Below are 17,372 nucleotides of genomic sequence, written 5' to 3' on the forward strand. Positions count from 1 at the left end.
TTTAATTATTAGTCTTTGCAGCACTGCATTTTTTACTGCAGTACAGTACAGATGCCCAGTCTTTTTCCCATTTTTTCCTCCAGCTAAATGGGCGTTTGCAAACCGGACAAATCTTTTCTGGTAGGTTTTCTTTTTTGATATTCTTCATCCGGGATCAGTAAGCAAAAATAGAACCAGGGGAAATAAATCTAAACTTAAGTTATTTAACGGAACCAATTCAACCCTATAGGGGTAAAATATAACATCGAAATTCTCCTTTATTGAAGCAAACAATTTTAAACGTTGTACGTTTTACGCATACGCTTTAACATAAATTAATGAGCGTAAGTAACGTCTAATTAATCGCTCCATGACTATAAGAACCATCATCGCAGTTCTTGCGGTATTTATCGTCTTATCCGGTGTAACATTCTGGATTTTCAACTCCGTCTATCAAGCCAAAAATGAGTCAAAAAACCGCACAAAATTGGGTTTCCCAGCTTTTGACAGAACCGAGGCATAGACCGCTGGCAAACCTTTTCCGATACTTTCTATGGCATTAAATGATTAATGCTGTTTTTAACGCAATTACTCCCTTACCTATCAAACCGAATCATGTCTGAATATTTTATACAATTGTTGGTAATGGCTGGTGTTGCCGGTGGCGCACTGGCATTTTTCTATACAATGTTGTTAAAACTGCATGGTTTTGAACACGTACAATATAAATATGTGGCGCTAATCCTAATAGCCATTATTATTCTTTTGGGCATAATCAGTTTTGAAACCGCCGGAATTGGCTGTTTTGTGATTGGAATAGGCGTATTTGTTCTGGCAATTGCACATTTACTGCGTAGCACCGCCGAAGTACTTAAAGAACAGTCGGGAAGTTTTACAAAAAAAAACCAAAAAACCCAAAACGGAAGACAAGAAACGCATAAAGCCGATTTCAGCAACTACGTTGGCGTAATCTTTCACTTTGTGGTAATCATATTAATTTCATTTTCGATATTCACCTATTCAGATCACGCCCTTTTAGATAAAGAAAAAACAGACAGACTTATTGCCGATGCATTTTTCCAGTTTATTAGCACCATTATGCTTATGCTTTTAGGCGTGTTTAATCCATTTGTTGCGCCTTCAAAAAAAATAATGGGTTTAACAGAGCGGGTAGATCCTGTTAAATTTCCTAAAATTTATCAGCTACTATCTAAGAAAGTTTTTTGGGTAGTCGCAAAAATTATTTGTTGCATCGCAATAGTTGGTTATTTCGTATCGAAAGGATATTTTAACCTGGTTGCCTGGAACAGCGAATCGCCTTTAATGAATGTGTATTTGCTTCTAATTGGTTTTTTTATTCTTGCGAACCTGGTTCAAATGGTTCGCCAACCGGAATATTTTTTTCATCGCAACCTGTTTAGAATTACGCTGCTGTTCCGCTCTGCATTTTTAAGTATTTTCTTAAGTGCCATACTGGTTGTGGCAACTATGGTTATTTCAATTGCTTTAAATGTGGATATGAATAAACTTAAAGTAAGCTCAGAAACGATACTTTTTCTGGGTTTTAATATTGTGATGTGTTACAACGAATTCAGGTTAGCCAGAAGCTAAGACATACTATTCACTATATTAACTGTTTGAATAAGTGTGAATTTTAAATTCTGTACACCGAAAATCTAAATAATTTCATCTGTGTCCTAATTTATTTATATTTCTGTATCTTTTGGCTGTGTTGCTTTAGCATTAGCTTTGGCAAACAATACTAAAAGCCAAACACTTGAAAACAAAACACATTATCCTTTCATTCTTAACAGTAATTATCTGGGGATTAAATTTCATTGCCATTCATTCCGGATTAAAAACTTTTCCGCCTTTTTTATTGTGTGCCGTTCGCTTCGGGTTGGCGGCAATTCCATTGGTATTTTTTCTGCCCAAACCAAAGGGTCGCTTTAGCTTAATTTTAGGTTATGGCGTTTTCACATTTGCATTGCAATTTGGCTTAATGTTTACCGGCATTTACGTTGGTTTATCGCCGGGTTTAGCCTCATTGGTTGTGCAGGTTCAGATATTTTTTTCTATGGGTTTAGCGGCATTATTTTTTCGCGATGTACCAACCAAATGGAAATTGCTTGGCGCATTAATTTCTTTTGCAGGCTTGGGTATTGTGCTTGCCAATGTAGACGGAAGCAGTACAATAATCGGTTTTATACTTATTGTTTTGTCTGCTCTGGCTTGGTCTGTAGGCAATATGTTTTCTAAAAAAGTTGCTGCAAAATCGCCGCTTGCACTGGTAGTTTGGGGCAACCTTGTGGCCTTTCCTTTGATGCTGCTCGCTTCTGTGAGTTTTGAAGGAACTGCAGCCCTATCGCGCGCTTTCCTTAATATTAATCTTGAAACCTGTCTCGCCATTTTTTATACTGTTTATTTGTCTACTTTGGTTGGTTATGGAATTTGGGGTTTCCTCTTAAACTCTTATCCAACAGCATCTGTAGTGCCATTTACTTTATTAATTCCGGTTGTTGGCCTTTTAAGTTCTGCAGTTTTACTTGGCGAGAGTTTGCCCGTTTGGAAGATCATCGCCTGCCTGTTCATTATGTTGGGACTGACCTTCAGTTTGCTTGAAAAACAAATTAGGCAGCTTTTTAATGTTAAATCAAAAACGATTTCCAAAAGCGAGATAGAACGCGCTTAATTGTACTGTTATGCGGCCTAATCATAGTTTTTCTCGCTTTGCGTATCTTATTTCAACACAATCTGCTCATGAATAGAGATTTGTTATATATCCGCATTGCGAGAACAATTGAAGATCAAATTGGCGCACAAACACTCAGAATTGGAGATAAACTGCCGTCGATACGATCGATTCAAAAAATCTATAATGTAAGTATAAATACAGCTCGGCAAGCTTTCTCAGAGTTGGAAAGCCGTTCTTTAATTGAATCGAGACCAAAATCGGGTTACTATGTTAGCAACACATCGCAACGAAAAATGGCACTTCCATCTGCAAGTCAGCCTTCAGTTTCTGTAAACGGAACAAATCCCGATGATCTTTTTAAAAAAGTTTTTATGGCTTTGGCCGATAAATCGGTAACACAGCTTGCACTGGGCATTCCGGATGCGGGAATGTTACCCATTGCAAAACTGAACAAAAGCATGGTTAAAGTGCTCAGCACATTTGAAGGAAGCGGAACAGCAATGGAACCTGCACAAGGCAGCATTAATTTACGACGCAACATAGCCAAATGGAGTTATGTACTGGAAGGAAAAATTACGGAAGCCGATCTTGTAACTACGGCCGGCACAACCAGCGCAATTTACCATTGTCTTACTGCCGTTACTAAACCAGGCGATACGATTGCTACGGAAAGTCCGGTGTATTTTGGCATTCTGCAACTGGCAAAATCAATCGGTCTAAACGTTATCGAACTGCCCACACATCCGGTAACAGGCATAGATTTGCACGCTTTGCAAAATGTGATTCATAAAATTCAGGCTTGTTGTTTTACCACAAATTTTAACAATCCTTTGGGCAGTTTAATGCCCGATGAAAATAAAAAGGAGCTTGTTGCGCTTTTAACTGCACACAATATTCCGATGATTGAAGATGATCTTTTCGGAAACTTATTTTTTGGATCTTCAAGGCCAAAACCTTGTAAAGTTTTTGATCAAGCCGGAATTGTTATGTGGTGTGGAGGTGTTTCTAAAACACTGGCGCCAGGTTATCGTGTTGGTTGGATTGCACCAGGAAAGTTCAAAGATCAGATTATCTGGCAAAAACTTGTTCAAAATGTGGCTATACCATCTTTACAACAAGAAGCCATTGCCGATTTTCTTGAACATGGCCGTTACGATCATTATCTACGCAAATTGCGCCAAACCTTATATACCAATTGTCTTAAATTTCAACGTGCAATAGAACAATACTTTCCTAAAAACACTAAAATATCGCAACCGCAAGGCGGATTGTTTTTGTGGCTGGAACTGAATGGAAAAATAGATACAGCAAAGGTTTTAGATGTCGCTTTAAAACACAAAATCAGCTTCGCCCCTGGCAGAATGTTTACCCAACACAATCAATTTCACAATTGTATGCGGCTAAATTTTGCTTTAGTGTGGACAGAAAAGCTAGAGCAGAATTTAAAAAAACTTGGGGAAATTATTTGCCAGCTGGATGCTGAAATTGACACCGTAATGTGAGGAATATAGCTGCCTAACTCATAAAAATTGAGTGAGATTTTTATTTTTGCGGCATGAACAAAAACATCACCATACAAAACACGCTTAAACTTTTCGTCGCAACATTGGTTGCTTTATTTGTATTTGACTCTGCTGCATTGGCACAAAACAATGAAATGGATCTTGGTTTGCGCATTGGAATGGGCAGATCGAACATCAAAACCGGCATTTCTGGTAGATATTTTCTAGACAAAGATGTAGCTGTAGAAGGTATTCTGAGTTTAAGTGGATCTGGCGGAGTCGCTTTATTTGGCCAGAAATATTTCCCTATTGATAACGGTCTTCGCTTTTTTGCGGGTGGCGGTGCTTATCTAGGATTTAGCAGCAGAAATTTACTGGGCATTAGCGGAATGGCCGGAATTGAATATCAGTTTGAAGAATATCCTCTTTCTGTAAGTTTTGACTGGAAACCAGAGCTGAACCTAATTGATCATGCCAGATTTAATGGCGTACCTGTTGCACTTACAGCACGGTACCGCATAAACTGGTAACCACTTTTTAGCAATCAAAATGGCTGGAAGCACCTGTCATTTTGATTGCGTTCTACTAAAATTAAAATTGCTTAAACCAAAGCAAGCAAAATGATGTTCATTTTGAAAACAGAATAAAATATGCTTAACCTACAATCCTTATTTAATCAATACAATGAAATTCTTGGCAAAATCAGCACAACAAAACACAAACTTGAACAAGAAACCCCGACCGATCTCTCCGTTCTTGATTTTGTAGATGCCGAAACTGCCGATCGCTTTTTGGTTGAGCAGGAAGTTCATCAGAATATGGAAAATGAATTGGAACAGCTCAATATTGAATGTGCAGAAATTGAAGAAGAGCTGTCTACCAAACTTTGCTCAATTGGCACAAAGGTATTGGTTGATGATCTGCGTGACTACAAAAAAGTTTTTATCTATTGCGAAGAGGGTACCATTATTTGCGAGGAATGCAGCAATCAGCCAGACACCATTTAAGATTTAGTGGTGTGCTAAAACTCAAAAGCAAGTCGCTGCTTCAGCGAACCAATCAAATTTTCAGATTTCGCTCTTTTAGAACGCCTTCAAGCGCTTCATTTTTAGCCTTTGAACCGTTTGCTAGCTTGTAGACAAAAAACAAAGGAATCAAGGTTAAAAGTCCCCACGTGTTTTTAAAAACGCTAAACGCAATAACGCCGACTAAAAAACCCACCAGTACGGCATTTATAATAACCGCAGATTTCATTTTTTTAGCTTCTTGAAGCAATTCTTCGTCGCTTAGGTTGCGTAAATCTAACTCTTCCATTTTCTATTTTTGATGCTATAAACTTTGATAACAGCTTGTATTCATTCTATTGAATCCCGATACAAAAGCGTTTTATATCGCCAGAAAATGATCAGGAATTGGAGCTGTTAACGGCAACTAAACTAATATTTCTGCTTGTATTTCGCAAATTATTTAGAATGATGCATCTGGCGACCGGAAAATTTCTAACTGTTTTTCGCCACAAGGCGGATATTTGGATGAGAGGCAATAATTTCAATAATAATATCAAAATAGGTTTTGCCGGTGCCCTGCTCCAGTTTTTCTAATTGTTCCTGATGAAATTTCTTGTTAAACGGCGATTCTGGCTTCAATTTATTCAGGTAATAATTCCGTGTAGCTTCAAAACCCAGGCATTCGCGGCTATGATCTATATTTTCCCAAACCAGATCTACTTCTTGTGCACCGCGCAACAAGCCAAAATTGCCATAAAGTAAATCATCAAAAGCATCTAAACTTTCGCCAATCTGCCAGTCTTCTTCTTTCATAAATACTGTATTTATTTCTGTATAGAATGAAGAAATATCTGAAATATTGAAACCTTCCAATGTAATTTCTGGTCGGATAGTGACAGGAGTTTGAGTAGAAAAGGACATGATGTTTTTTTGAGTAAGCGTAAATTCTGATACAATATAATCTGCATGTACATTTTATACAAAACCAGATGCCGATTAAGGAAAAATTTCGGGCAAAAAACCGTTTTAAACAAAAAAACCTGCTGATGTAGCAGGTTTTTTTAGCTTTTTCGCGGTGAGGGCGGGATTCGAACCCGCGGTACCGTTACCAGTACGACAGTTTAGCAAACTGTTCCTTTCGGCCTCTCAGGCACCTCACCGTTTTCCGTGTTTTTCGTAGTATCTACGTCGTTTTCGGTGTGCAAATATAGCAACAAAAGCTATTCTTCAAAAAAAAAATTAAGAAAGATTTTGATAATCTATACGCACATGGTAGATGCTCATCAACATCGTCTTGAAAATCAATTTGATAGTCTCAATATCTTTTAATGTTAAATCGCAATCGTCTAACTGATTTTGTTCCAATTTATAGTTAATTATCCGTTCAACCAGGTCATTTATGTTCTGCGCGTCGGGATTTTTCAGACTTCTAGACGCCGCTTCTACCGAATCTGCCAACATCAAAACGCCGGTTTCTTTACTAAAAGGAATCGGCCCCGGATAACGGAAAATATTCTCATCAACAAATTTCTCTGGCGAATTTTTAAGAAAGGACTGATAAAAGTAATCAACGCGGGTATTGCCGTGGTGTGTGCGAATAAAATCGATGATTGCTTCGGGCATTTGATGCTTTCTAAGCGTTTCAATTCCTTTGTGCACATGTTGGATAATAATTTGCGCACTTTGCTCATACGGAAGCTTATCATGCGGACTGACAGCTGTATTTTGGTTCTCGATAAAATATTGCGGATTATCCATTTTACCAATATCGTGATACAGCGCTCCTGCCCTTACCAGAACAGAGTTTCCACCGATTTTAAAAATTGCTGCCTCTGCTAAGTTTGCTACCTGCAAAGAATGCTGAAAAGTTCCCGGCGCTTTGAAAGCCAATTCGCGCAGCAATTTATTATTGGTATTGGTTAATTCAATCAATGCTACATCCGAAGTGATACCGAAAATCCGTTCAAAAAGATAAATTAACGGATATGCAAGCAAAGAAAGCAATACGCTAAAAATGAAAGGTACAAAACTGATCCATTCTATCTCGCTAAATGTACCTTCGCGCAGCAGCGCAATGCCAACAAATGATACCAGGTAGGCCAGCAAAATATACATTGCGGAAAGTAAAAACCGCTCGCGTTTTACAAAATTCTTAATGCTGAAAATGGCCACCATACCTGCGGTTACCTGATAAAACACAAATTCAAAACTATTGGGCACAAAAAAACCGGCAATCAGAATTACCAGCATATGCAGGTAAAGCGCCAAACGGGTATCGAACAGAATCCGTATAATAATAGGCACAATACAAAAGGGCATATAGTACAGGTTTGGAATTTCCATTTTTATGGCCCAGGTAAGTGCCAGTAACATCCCGGTTGTTACCAAAAGCAATAGTGAAAGTTGCCTGTCGTCTGCAAAAATATCTTTACGAAACAGAAACAGGAACGACATTAAAATGGTCAGGATAAAACTCACCAAAACTACCTGGCCCAGATAAATAAGTGTACGGTTGCCTATCGTTTTGGTTTGTGCATCGTAAGCAGATTTATACGATTCTAGTTTTTGATAAATATCTTCGTCAATAACATCGTTTTTTGCTACAATTAATTCTCCTTTTTGCACCATACCTTTTGTGGTAGATAGATTATTGACCGTATTGGTTTGAATAACCTGCGTAAGCCGCTCATCAAAAGTAATATTGGCTGTAATGTGGTCTTCGGCCAGATTGGTTACTACATCTGTGATAACCTGGTTTGTAGATTTAAAATTTGATTTAAAATACTCAAGTGCAGTTTCGGCAGTAAATACATCTTGCGTATTGCGTTGTTTGGAAACGTTATTTTCCATTAGAGAGAAATCGTAATTTTTCCCGTTGGTTTGATGTTTACTGTTAATACTGATGATACCGCGTTTATAAATGGCATCCAGCAAACGATAGGAACTGCTTTTGAAAGCATCGCGCTCTTTATCGTTTAATTCGGTAGATTTCCATTTAATATCAAATTCATTGGTAAAAGCCTCTAATGCGCTGCTGGCCACATCGCGATTGAGCTGATAAACCGGCAAAACATCTTTGAGGGCATTTTTTTTATCGATATTAACCTGTGGATTTGTTTTCAATATCGCGAAACTGAAAGGAGCTACTACATCTTTATTCATCCACACCTTGTTTTTCTCGAACTCATATCGGAAACGCGGCTGTTTGGGCAAGAAAAGGGTGATTACAAATACCGTCACCACCATCATTAAATATTTGAAGTTAGACGAATACTTGCGGTATAGGATTTTGTGTGAGTTTTTTTTGATTTTGGCCAAAACGGTAAAATTATGTTGAAGTCAAAAATAGCATTTTTATCTAAATTAAAATTTGTTGCTTTTTGTTTGCTTATCAGCAGAAAAATCTTTTAATTTATGATATCAAATTAATATCAATCATGTATCAGGAAAAAATCATCAATCCGCCGTCTGGCTATTTAACCTTTGCGCTGTTTCTGGCGTTAATCGGTGTATCTATTTTTTGTTTTATAACCGAAAGTTACATTTGGGGCTGCTGTCTGCTGGCCTTTAATTTCTTTTTGGTTTTACCAGGTCTTATAATCAACAATCCAAATGAAAGTAAAGTTCTTACCTTATTTGGTAAATATGTAGGCACAGTAAAAACCGACGGGTTTTTCTGGGTAAATCCGCTAACGACAAAGAAAAAAGTTTCTTTAAGGGCAAACAACTTAAATGGCCAGCAACTTAAGGTGAACGACAAATTGGGAAACCCGATTGAAATTGCTGCAGTTGTAGTTTGGAAAGTAAATGAAACGGCGAAAGCGGCCTTTTCTGTAGAAAATTACATGCAATATGTTTCTATACAGAGTGAGGCGGCAGTAAGGCATTTAGCCAATATTTTTCCGTACGATAATTTCGAAGATGAAGAAGCAACCATTACGTTAAAAGATGGTGCCGATAAAGTAAGCAGCATTTTGGAAACCGAACTTAATGAAAGGTTATCTCGTGCCGGAATTGAGGTAATTGAAGCACGGATATCGCATTTGGCGTATGCACCAGAAATTGCCAGCGCCATGCTGCAAAGACAACAAGCAACGGCCGTAATTGCTGCACGTAAGCAAATTGTAGAAGGCGCTGTAGGTATGGTAGAAATGGCACTTGCCAAATTGTCTGAAAAAGGGATTGTAGAACTGGATGAAGAGCGCAAAGCGGCAATGGTGAGCAACCTTTTAGTTGTACTTTGCGGCGAACGCAATGTTGCGCCAATTGTAAATACCGGATCGCTCTACAATTGATGTTCGGTTATTTTTTACCGAACGTTTTAAAAAACTCTTAAAAAGACCAATCCCAAAAGGTTAAATCTGACAATTAAAAGCAATAGACAGGATGGCGGATAAAGATAAAAAGGCTTTTGCGCTAAGGATTAGCCCAGCATTGCTGAAAGATATTGAGGCTTGGGCAATGGATGAATTTAGAAGCACAAACGGGCAGATCGAATTTCTGCTTAGTCAGGCTGTAAAGGCAAGAAGGCGAAGTAAAGGAAAACCAAATCAGGAGGAATGATGCAAATCATTCCTCTTTTTTATGCTTTAGGCCGGTTAAAAAAATTATTGAAAAATAGCATTTGATATTGGATAGCATTTCCCCAATATTCAAAATTATGAACGCCCGGACGGGTAATGTAATCGTGATTGATGTTGCGCTCCAGAAGCTTCTCATGTAATTTCTGATTTACGTTATAGAAAAAATCTCCAGTGCCGCAATCAATTATAATTGCAAGATTATTTGGTGTTAGCAAATGCAACTGGTTAATTACCGTATTGTTGTCCCAACGTTCGGGAAACTGTGCATAACTACCGAGGCGCTTGGCAATATCCCAATTTAAAGGAAAAGAACGAATATCTACGCCCCCACTCATACTGCCACATGCACCAAAAATATCCTGATGCCGAAAACCAAGATACAAACCGCCGTGGCCACCCATACTTAAACCGGTTATGGCACGGCCGCTTTTGTTTTTAATGGTTTGATAATGTGCATCGATGTAAGTGACCAATTCTTTTGAAACATAGGTTTCATATTGATACGACGGATCAACCGGACTATCAAAATACCAACTGGTTACGCCACCATCTGGCAACACAATAATTATTCCGTACGCATCTGCAAGCCTGCTTACCACATTTTTATCAGGTGTTTTGGTAACCCAATCAGAATAATTGCCGCCGGCACCATGCAGAAGATATAAAACGGGCAATTTTTTGCCTGCGCCGTATTCCGCTGGCCTAATCACAACAGCTTTAATATCTTTATGCATTACATCGCTATGTGTAATTATGGTATCTACTTTGGCAGCACGAACTGACAGCCCCAAAAACAGAAAAATCAAAATAGCAAATGCGGATATTTTCAAGCAGGGTTTGATCAACATAAAAAGATTTTTGAATGATAAATATATGATTTCGCTCAACTTAAACGAACAAAACAAAGCCGAAAAATGTATTAGTGAGGAAGTTTAAAAATATTAAAGCGGATAAGCGGTTTCGCTTTTCGGCTCAGAGAGCACAAAAAAACTTTGCACAGTGGTGATATTGGGCAATGTTGCCAGTTTATTCCTTAAAAAAAGATGATACGCATCCATATCGCTTGTGGCAATTCGCAATAAAAAATCATTGGCTCCTGTCATTTGTAAACACTCCATCACTTCCGGAAATTTAGCAACTTCCTGTTCAAATTCGTTTAACGTTTTTGCGGTATGGTCATTCAGCAACACTTGCGAAAATGCAATAAGGTTACGATTTATTTTTTTACGGTCTAAAATCGCAACAATTTTTTTGATATATCCTTGCTCTTTAAGTTTCCGTATGCGTTCATGTATCGCCGCAATAGATTTATTCAACTTAGCAGATAGTTCCTTATTCGTGAGCGATGCATCTTCCTGCAACATCTTTAAAATCTGTAAGTCTGTGGGGTCTAGTAGGTTTTGCATGTATGAAAGATTTTTGCTTTGAAGAATAGAATTATTCCCGTTTCCGTAAATTTTCTCGTTATAATTTAAATATCAATAAAATTTCTCGATTATTTAGTTATGATTGATTTATTCTAACAGTATAATCAATTTTGTGAGAGAATTTTATCAAAAAAGACAACCACATCCGATGGAACTTACTACAGATGTTAAATTAGAGTGTTCAATGCAAGGCAAATTTGCACACCTGGAATTATTAGTTGGCAATACACCAATGCTCGAATTGAATTACAACATTCACGGCAAATCTGGCAAAATATATGCAAAGTGCGAACATTACAATTTAACCGGAAGCATAAAAGACCGCATGGCTTTGTTTACGCTTAAACAGGCGTACGCAGAAGGTGCAATAAAACCCGGTGATTTAATTGTTGAAGCAACCAGTGGAAATACCGGAATTGCTTTTGCAGCGATTGGACGCGCACTGGGGCATCCGGTAAAAATTATTATGCCGAACTGGTTAAGTAAAGAGCGGATTGATATTATTACAAGTTTGGGCGCAGAAGTGCAGTTGGTAAGCAAAGAAGAAGGTGGCTTTTTAGGCAGCATTCGTATGGCGGAAGAAATGGCTGTACGAAATCCTGATGTTTTTTTACCAAAACAATTTGAGAACGATGCCAATCCATCGGCACATGAACATTCTACCGGATTGGAAATCTGGAATCAACTGCAAAATAAACAATTAGTCCCTGATGCATTTGTAGCCGGCGTTGGAACTGGCGGAACGATTATGGGCGTTGGAAAATTCTTGAAACAGAAAAATCCTGGCGTTAAAATACATCCGCTTGAACCTGCAGAATCACCTACATTAAGTACCGGCTACAAAGTTGGAAGTCACCGCATTCAGGGCATTTCAGACGAATTTATTCCTGAAATCGTAAAACTGAATGTGTTGGACGAAATTGTGAAAGTAAATGATGGCGATGCGATTTTAATGGCACAAAAACTGGCAAAACAACTTGGTTTAGCAGTTGGCATTTCATCTGGCGCTAATGTAATTGGTGCCATAAAATTACAACAACAACTGGGGAAGAATGCGGTGGTGGTAACTGTATTATCAGATAGCAATAAGAAATACCTCAGTACAGATTTGATGAAAGAAGAACCCATAAAACCAGAATACATTAGTCAGGAGGTGACATTCCTGGACTTTAATGCAATTAGCCGACTATAAAACCAGAAAATCAAACATGAGAAAATTACTTTTTATCTTTGCGGCCATGCTGTTTAATATAGCTGCACACGCCCAAATTGAGAAACCCGTAACCTGGAGTTATGGCGCGAAAAAAATCAATACAACAGAAGCTATAGTTTATTTAAAAGCAAACATAGAAGATGGCTGGCACATTTATTCGCAAGATGTTAAAGACGGCGGCCCCGTTAAAACCTCATTTACTTTTGCCCGAAACCCAGCGTATGTACCGCTTGGCAAAACGATAGAACCGAAACCCATTACCAAATTCGAGAAAACATTTAAAATGGATGTAAGTTATTTTGAAAAGACAGTGGTATTCCAACAAAAAGTTAAAATTAAACCCGGCAGTGTCGTGGTAAAAGGGACTGTAGAATTTATGGTTTGTAATGATAAACAATGTTTACCGCCAGAGGAAGTTTCGTTCAGTATTCCAATTAAATAAAATATAATTAATGGCTTAATTAAATATAACAGCCAAAATAAGAAAACCTGTAGTAGTAGAAGACCTGCAGAAGTTATGTTAGTTAACTATAGAGCATTACCGGATGGAATGCTCTATTTTTTTTTATGCCTCAAAGCAATATTACATACTCAACAAAAATATAATCACGCAAGCGTAGAAAAACCAACAACTGATAAAAAAATGAATTTTATTTCGTCACAGGTGAATTTGCTATTAAACTGGTTACCAGAGGCAAAAATTGAACTCGATGGTCTGGTTTCTAATTTCAGTCTAAAATCACTGACAAATGCGTTTAATTATTTTCAGAAAAAATTTGCACTCATAATATTTTTCCTATATTTGCACCACGATAAACAAAACGGCATATTAAAAAGGAGTTTTTAATGTTTTGTTGAAAGCTCGAAAGAGATAAAGATCGATACCAATGTTCGGGATGTAGCGTAGCCCGGTATCGCGCCACATTTGGGATGTGGAGGTCGTAGGTTCGAATCCTGCCATCCCGACACAAAACACCAAAAAAGCCTTTAGTTTTAAATCTAAAGGCTTTTTTGTTTGATTTCATTTTCAACTCAGATGCCTTCGGAAAAACTAATCTTTTTTTTTCCAACTCAATTACCTGTACAGAACGCAGTTAGAGGCTAGTCCAAGTTTTACGGAATCACCTGCAAACATTTCCTTCAACTTCGTCGTTTCAATTACAATCAATCGCCCTTAGCCGAGTCATAAAGAAAATGAAGAAACACCTGTTTTTTGCTCTTTTATTAACCATTTTTATATCCCGAAATGCAAACGCGCAATACAATTTTGAACAACTCATCCGCTCCGGACCAGCAGATGCGCAAAAACTAGTTGAAGCTTACGCAAATCCACTTTTATACGGCTTAGGTTTGGGTATGAACAGCGGCTGGACCAACACAGCGCAAACTATTGGCCCTTTACATTTTGACTTGCGTATCATGGCTACCGGTTCTTTAGTTCCTCCATCTAAACAAACTTTTGACGTAACCAGTATCGGTTTGTCATGCAATTTACGCCCTTCCGATCCGGCGCTAATCCGTTCCCCAACTTTTACTGGCGATAATAAAAATAACGGTCCCTGGATGGATTTGTACGACGCCAACAACAATAAACTCATTTCATTTGAATTACCAAGTGCGGTTATCCGCGATCTTGTACCCACGCCCCAGGTTCAGCTCACCGTTGGTTTACCTGCAAATACAGAAGTGATGATCAGAGCAGCGCCAAAAATCCGCCTGGGAAAACATTATGGCTCCATCTCCCTATTCGGACTCGGCATCAAACACAATCTGATCAAAGATTTTTTTCCAGGTGCGAAAACGAAAACACCCTTCGATCTTTCCATTCTTGGCGGATACAATACACTAAACTATAGCATGCCCTTAAGTTTGCAGCCATTAGAGGGAATGGTGCCTGAAAATGATGCACAGGTTGCAGATTTTAGTACCCAACAGATTTATGCCAGATTTCATAATATTTTATTCCAGGCAACAATATCCAAACAATTCTCCGTCTTCACACCTTTTGCTTCCCTCGGTTACAGCATTTCTATGGCGAGACTGGGTCTTGAAGGCAACTATCCGATTGTTAACAGCATAAGAGACAACCAAATTGCATACATCACCTATACTGATCCCTTTCAAATTGAAAAAACATACCTTAAAACCTTCCGCGGAGATATCGGCTTTCAGATCAAACTTCCCGTGATACGGATATATGGATCATATGGCTTTTCAGGTGGATATGGGATGTTGAGCGGTGGCATCGGTTTGGGCTTTTAAACTGCAATGAAGCTATGTTACCTCAAGGTTACTGTTACTTTTAGTTACAAAAGTACCTAAATAAACAAAGCAAGCTTACCTTTACATCCATTATATAAAACAGTTTAAAAATGGATTTTAAAAATAAAAACGTAGTAATTACCGGTGGAACAACCGGAATTGGATTTGCCACCGCCAAAGCATTTATTGATGCAGGTGCAAAAGTTTGGATTACCGGAAGAAATGAAACCAACTTAAAAAAGGCGGCGGATGAAATCAATAGCGAAAACCTCATTACTGTGGTATCTGACACGTCAACTATACAAGGCATAGAAATGCTGAAAACCGCCTTTGCACAAAGCGAAAATTCACTTGATGTATTGTTTTTAAACGCCGGAATTGCAGTTTTTAGTCCGATTGAGCATGCAACTGAAGCAGATTTCGATGCGCAATTCAATACCAATGTTAAAGGTCACTTCTTTACGCTACAGAAAATGCTTCCGCATCTGGTTGATGGCGCATCTGTTGTATTCACTTCATCTACGGTTGCAACAGCCAAAAATCTCGGTTCTGGTGTATATGCAGCAACCAAAGGCGCCTTAAATAAGATTGCTCAGGTTGCCGCCAATGAATTGGCAGGAAGAAAAATCAGGGTAAATATTGTGAGTCCTGGTCCGGTACAAACACCAGGTTTGGAGCTTGCAGTTCCTGAAGAAGCCAAGGCACACCTCGCAGCAGCAACTTCGCTTCAGCGTTTGGGTACGCCTGACGAAATTGCAAAAACAGTTTTATTTTTAGCTTCTGATGATGCCAGTTTCATTAACGGCGCAGAGCTGCTGGTAGATGGTGGTTATATTAATTATGCACTTAAATAGATCTTACAAAATTCAAAATGCTAGGTTCTGATTGAACCTGCATTTTGAATTAAATGTATTCCATGATGATCAATATGTAGAAACTTTTGGCAGTGCAAATGAAAACACACTGCCTTCGCCTAAGGCACTTTCTACCCAAATCCTACCCTTTTCTGCTTCAATAAAATCCTTAGAAATGGCAAGCCCCAAACCAGATCCGGATTTGTTTTGTCCATCCGTCGGTACCTGAAAATATCGGTCAAATAAGCGTTTCTGATATTGCTCTTCTATCCCCTTTCCAAAATCGCGTACAGAAAAAACGATATCATCTTTTACCAATTCTACGGCCAGATATATCTTAGACTTTTCTGCACTGTAACGCAATGCATTAGATAAAAAATTCACGAGAACCCAGGCGGTTTTTTGAATATCGGCATAAACGCTAGGCAATTCTTCATTGCACAGTACTTCTAAACTAATTTGCTTCTGCTCGGCCTGAAACCTTACGGCATTTAGCGCATAGCTAACAATTTCTAAAGGTTTCGTAACTGTGAAGCTGAGTTTAAGATTTCCTGTTTCTGCTTGAGAAAGATCTAGAAGCTCGCCAGTAATTTTCAGCAGCCGTTCAGAATCTTCCTGTATGTGCTGTATAAGTTCTTGCTGCTCTGTATTGATCTGCCCAATGCGTTCATCCTTTAATAGCTTTAAACTCATTTTTATAGATGAAAGTGGCGTTTTAAGTTCATGCGAAACCGTAGCGATAAAGTTGGTTTTGGCCTCATCCAATTCTTTAAACTGTGTAATATTGCGCAACATATATACACTGCCAGCAGAGCGTGTAGAGGCAACAAGTGTATTTTCTTCTTTATTTTGCAGGTTTGGAATGATAATTTCCCGGTAATCAAGCTGAAAATAAGATTCCCGGTTGTCTGCATAAATCTTAATCACAGCCTTATCTTTTCCTGGCGATAAAATCCGGTCTAGAAGTTCATTTTTCTTTTGAAGATCAGAAACATTCCGTCCAATATTTTGATTGGCATCGAGGTTTAATAGTTTCGAGGCTATCGTATTTAAAAATAGAATTTCTCCCCTTTCATTAACACCGATAATACCGTCTTGCATCTGTGTTATAATGGCTTCAATACGTAATTTTTCACTTTTTAATATAGATAAGTTACTATTTTCCCACTCATTAAGTTTGGTGGCCATTGTGTTAAATGCTGCTGCCAGTTCTGAAAATTCATCATCATTATCAAAATGCAAGCGCTGATTATAATTTCTGTTGGAAATCTGCCGAATGGCCGAGCTAAAGGCAGCAAGCGGATTAGCAACAAAACCTGGAAAATTAACGATAAACGTGAAAAGAATAAGAAAGCAGAAGGTTGCTGAAATTGCAATGTAAATATTTGCGCGTGCAGCAACCGCATTTGCCTGTTCATTTTTTCGAAAAATTGCTTTTAAGTTTACGGCTTCAACATTATGAAGTGCTGCATAAAGCTGCCTCAAATTCAATTGCCTTTCTGTATCTTCTCTACTTTTTAACAATGAATAAAATTTTGATCTAATCAATTCTGCTGCTTTTTTTTCTCCAGACTCTGTGATATTTTGCATTTCCTGAGCGATCGCAGACTCAAATCTGGATTGATTTTCTTTGGATAAAGGCAAAGTTTGCTGATCCAAAATATAACGCATCGCGGATACATATTTGAGGCTTTCATAATTATCTTTCAGAATAACTTTTGACTTATCTGCAAGTTCATTAAGAATCATAAGCGAAATCAAGCCAAAAGTCAGTACAATTACAAAGAGAAAGCCGAAGCCAAGTCGAAGTTTTGTTTTTATTTTCATTGCGGTCATGTCATTATCAAAAC

At 38.2% G+C, this 17,372-nt stretch carries 18 protein-coding genes and 2 tRNA genes; 12 read left to right on the forward strand and 8 right to left on the reverse strand.

The genetic code is table 11. From position 1 onward, the window contains the following. Position 1: 1 nt before the first annotated feature. Positions 2–148, reverse strand: coding sequence for a DUF2256 domain-containing protein (locus ACJVDH_RS10665; RefSeq protein ID WP_443947555.1), 147 nt, complete (start codon positions 146–148; stop codon positions 2–4). Between the two features lie 446 nt (positions 149–594). Between ACJVDH_RS10665 and ACJVDH_RS10670 the strand changes: the two genes are divergently transcribed. The 5 genes from ACJVDH_RS10670 to ACJVDH_RS10690 all read left to right on the forward strand — a co-directional run bounded on the left by ACJVDH_RS10670 (position 595) and on the right by ACJVDH_RS10690 (position 5,183). Next, positions 595–1,590 (forward strand): hypothetical protein, encoded by a 996-nt coding sequence (locus ACJVDH_RS10670; RefSeq protein ID WP_443947556.1) that lies wholly within the window; start codon positions 595–597, stop codon positions 1,588–1,590. Between the two features lie 166 nt (positions 1,591–1,756). Beyond that, positions 1,757–2,671 carry an EamA family transporter gene (locus tag ACJVDH_RS10675; protein ID WP_443947557.1) on the forward strand — a complete coding sequence of 305 codons (915 nt, stop codon included), beginning with the start codon at positions 1,757–1,759 and terminating at the stop codon, positions 2,669–2,671. A gap of 68 nt (positions 2,672–2,739) precedes the next feature. Then, a complete protein-coding gene (locus ACJVDH_RS10680; RefSeq protein WP_443947558.1) occupies positions 2,740–4,176 on the forward strand; it encodes an aminotransferase-like domain-containing protein in 1,437 nt (478 codons plus the stop codon). A 53-nt stretch (positions 4,177–4,229) separates the two neighbouring features. Continuing rightward, positions 4,230–4,706 (forward strand): hypothetical protein, encoded by a 477-nt coding sequence (locus tag ACJVDH_RS10685; protein WP_443947559.1) that lies wholly within the window; start codon positions 4,230–4,232, stop codon positions 4,704–4,706. 120 nt (positions 4,707–4,826) lie between these two features. Next, positions 4,827–5,183, forward strand: coding sequence for a hypothetical protein (locus ACJVDH_RS10690; RefSeq protein WP_443947560.1), 357 nt, complete (start codon positions 4,827–4,829; stop codon positions 5,181–5,183). A gap of 52 nt (positions 5,184–5,235) precedes the next feature. On the opposite strand, the gene ACJVDH_RS10695 is transcribed toward ACJVDH_RS10690, so the two are convergent. The 4 genes from ACJVDH_RS10695 to ACJVDH_RS10710 form a co-directional block, all read right to left on the reverse strand. Further along, positions 5,236–5,490 (reverse strand): hypothetical protein, encoded by a 255-nt coding sequence (locus ACJVDH_RS10695; protein ID WP_443947561.1) that lies wholly within the window; start codon positions 5,488–5,490, stop codon positions 5,236–5,238. Between the two features lie 185 nt (positions 5,491–5,675). Then, positions 5,676–6,104 carry a ribonuclease inhibitor gene (locus ACJVDH_RS10700; protein WP_443947562.1) on the reverse strand — a complete coding sequence of 143 codons (429 nt, stop codon included), beginning with the start codon at positions 6,102–6,104 and terminating at the stop codon, positions 5,676–5,678. 152 nt (positions 6,105–6,256) lie between these two features. Next, positions 6,257–6,343: transfer RNA gene (locus ACJVDH_RS10705), tRNA-Ser, on the reverse strand. 79 nt (positions 6,344–6,422) lie between these two features. Further along, the gene (locus ACJVDH_RS10710; protein ID WP_443947563.1) at positions 6,423–8,501 is read right to left on the reverse strand and encodes an HD family phosphohydrolase; all 2,079 of its coding nucleotides are present in this window, start codon (positions 8,499–8,501) and stop codon (positions 6,423–6,425) included. Between the two features lie 119 nt (positions 8,502–8,620). Here ACJVDH_RS10710 and ACJVDH_RS10715 point away from each other — a divergent pair, with 119 nt between their 5' ends. Together ACJVDH_RS10715 and ACJVDH_RS10720 are read left to right on the forward strand one after the other, a co-directional pair. Continuing rightward, entirely contained in the window at positions 8,621–9,478 is an 858-nt protein-coding gene (locus ACJVDH_RS10715; RefSeq protein WP_443947564.1) for an SPFH domain-containing protein, read from the forward strand. Between the two features lie 91 nt (positions 9,479–9,569). Then, positions 9,570–9,746 (forward strand): Arc family DNA binding domain-containing protein, encoded by a 177-nt coding sequence (locus tag ACJVDH_RS10720; protein ID WP_443947565.1) that lies wholly within the window; start codon positions 9,570–9,572, stop codon positions 9,744–9,746. A 19-nt stretch (positions 9,747–9,765) separates the two neighbouring features. Here the strand turns inward: ACJVDH_RS10720 and ACJVDH_RS10725 are convergent, their stop codons facing one another. Beyond that, a complete protein-coding gene (locus ACJVDH_RS10725; RefSeq protein ID WP_443947566.1) occupies positions 9,766–10,614 on the reverse strand; it encodes an alpha/beta hydrolase in 849 nt (282 codons plus the stop codon). A gap of 93 nt (positions 10,615–10,707) precedes the next feature. Beyond that, a complete protein-coding gene (locus tag ACJVDH_RS10730) occupies positions 10,708–11,172 on the reverse strand; it encodes an Lrp/AsnC family transcriptional regulator (protein WP_443947567.1) in 465 nt (154 codons plus the stop codon). A gap of 169 nt (positions 11,173–11,341) precedes the next feature. Between ACJVDH_RS10730 and ACJVDH_RS10735 the strand changes: the two genes are divergently transcribed. The 5 genes from ACJVDH_RS10735 (at position 11,342) to ACJVDH_RS10755 (ending at position 15,522) form a co-directional block, all read left to right on the forward strand. After that, positions 11,342–12,385 carry a PLP-dependent cysteine synthase family protein gene (locus tag ACJVDH_RS10735; RefSeq protein WP_443947619.1) on the forward strand — a complete coding sequence of 348 codons (1,044 nt, stop codon included), beginning with the start codon at positions 11,342–11,344 and terminating at the stop codon, positions 12,383–12,385. A gap of 16 nt (positions 12,386–12,401) precedes the next feature. Then, positions 12,402–12,848, forward strand: a complete 447-nt coding sequence (locus ACJVDH_RS10740) for a protein-disulfide reductase DsbD domain-containing protein (protein ID WP_443947568.1) — start codon at positions 12,402–12,404, stop codon at positions 12,846–12,848. A 450-nt stretch (positions 12,849–13,298) separates the two neighbouring features. Further along, a tRNA-Pro gene (locus ACJVDH_RS10745) sits at positions 13,299–13,372 on the forward strand. A 228-nt stretch (positions 13,373–13,600) separates the two neighbouring features. Then, positions 13,601–14,668, forward strand: a complete 1,068-nt coding sequence (locus ACJVDH_RS10750; protein ID WP_443947569.1) for a DUF6588 family protein — start codon at positions 13,601–13,603, stop codon at positions 14,666–14,668. Positions 14,669–14,778: 110 nt separating this feature from the next. Further along, complete coding sequence (locus tag ACJVDH_RS10755) at positions 14,779–15,522, forward strand: SDR family oxidoreductase (RefSeq protein ID WP_443947570.1); 744 nt, start codon at positions 14,779–14,781, stop codon at positions 15,520–15,522. Positions 15,523–15,591: 69 nt separating this feature from the next. Here the strand turns inward: ACJVDH_RS10755 and ACJVDH_RS10760 are convergent, their stop codons facing one another. Next, positions 15,592–17,349, reverse strand: coding sequence for an ATP-binding protein (locus ACJVDH_RS10760; RefSeq protein WP_443947571.1), 1,758 nt, complete (start codon positions 17,347–17,349; stop codon positions 15,592–15,594). Between the last annotated feature and the right edge of the window lie 23 nt (positions 17,350–17,372).

Source organism: Pedobacter terrestris (assembly GCF_052343045.1).
Classification (GTDB): domain Bacteria; phylum Bacteroidota; class Bacteroidia; order Sphingobacteriales; family Sphingobacteriaceae; genus Pedobacter.

Coding starts and splice junctions, on each gene's coding strand:
- ACJVDH_RS10665 (WP_443947555.1), bottom strand. CDS start 148: ATGAAGAATATCAAAAAAGAAAACCTACCAGAAAAGATTTGTCCGGTT.
- ACJVDH_RS10670 (WP_443947556.1), top strand. CDS start 595: ATGTCTGAATATTTTATACAATTGTTGGTAATGGCTGGTGTTGCCGGT.
- ACJVDH_RS10680 (WP_443947558.1), top strand. CDS start 2,740: ATGAATAGAGATTTGTTATATATCCGCATTGCGAGAACAATTGAAGAT.
- ACJVDH_RS10685 (WP_443947559.1), top strand. CDS start 4,230: ATGAACAAAAACATCACCATACAAAACACGCTTAAACTTTTCGTCGCA.
- ACJVDH_RS10690 (WP_443947560.1), top strand. CDS start 4,827: ATGCTTAACCTACAATCCTTATTTAATCAATACAATGAAATTCTTGGC.
- ACJVDH_RS10695 (WP_443947561.1), bottom strand. CDS start 5,490: ATGGAAGAGTTAGATTTACGCAACCTAAGCGACGAAGAATTGCTTCAA.
- ACJVDH_RS10700 (WP_443947562.1), bottom strand. CDS start 6,104: ATGTCCTTTTCTACTCAAACTCCTGTCACTATCCGACCAGAAATTACA.
- ACJVDH_RS10715 (WP_443947564.1), top strand. CDS start 8,621: ATGTATCAGGAAAAAATCATCAATCCGCCGTCTGGCTATTTAACCTTT.
- ACJVDH_RS10720 (WP_443947565.1), top strand. CDS start 9,570: ATGGCGGATAAAGATAAAAAGGCTTTTGCGCTAAGGATTAGCCCAGCA.
- ACJVDH_RS10725 (WP_443947566.1), bottom strand. CDS start 10,614: ATGTTGATCAAACCCTGCTTGAAAATATCCGCATTTGCTATTTTGATT.
- ACJVDH_RS10730 (WP_443947567.1), bottom strand. CDS start 11,172: ATGCAAAACCTACTAGACCCCACAGACTTACAGATTTTAAAGATGTTG.
- ACJVDH_RS10735 (WP_443947619.1), top strand. CDS start 11,342: ATGGAACTTACTACAGATGTTAAATTAGAGTGTTCAATGCAAGGCAAA.
- ACJVDH_RS10740 (WP_443947568.1), top strand. CDS start 12,402: ATGAGAAAATTACTTTTTATCTTTGCGGCCATGCTGTTTAATATAGCT.
- ACJVDH_RS10750 (WP_443947569.1), top strand. CDS start 13,601: ATGAAGAAACACCTGTTTTTTGCTCTTTTATTAACCATTTTTATATCC.
- ACJVDH_RS10755 (WP_443947570.1), top strand. CDS start 14,779: ATGGATTTTAAAAATAAAAACGTAGTAATTACCGGTGGAACAACCGGA.
- ACJVDH_RS10760 (WP_443947571.1), bottom strand. CDS start 17,349: ATGAAAATAAAAACAAAACTTCGACTTGGCTTCGGCTTTCTCTTTGTA.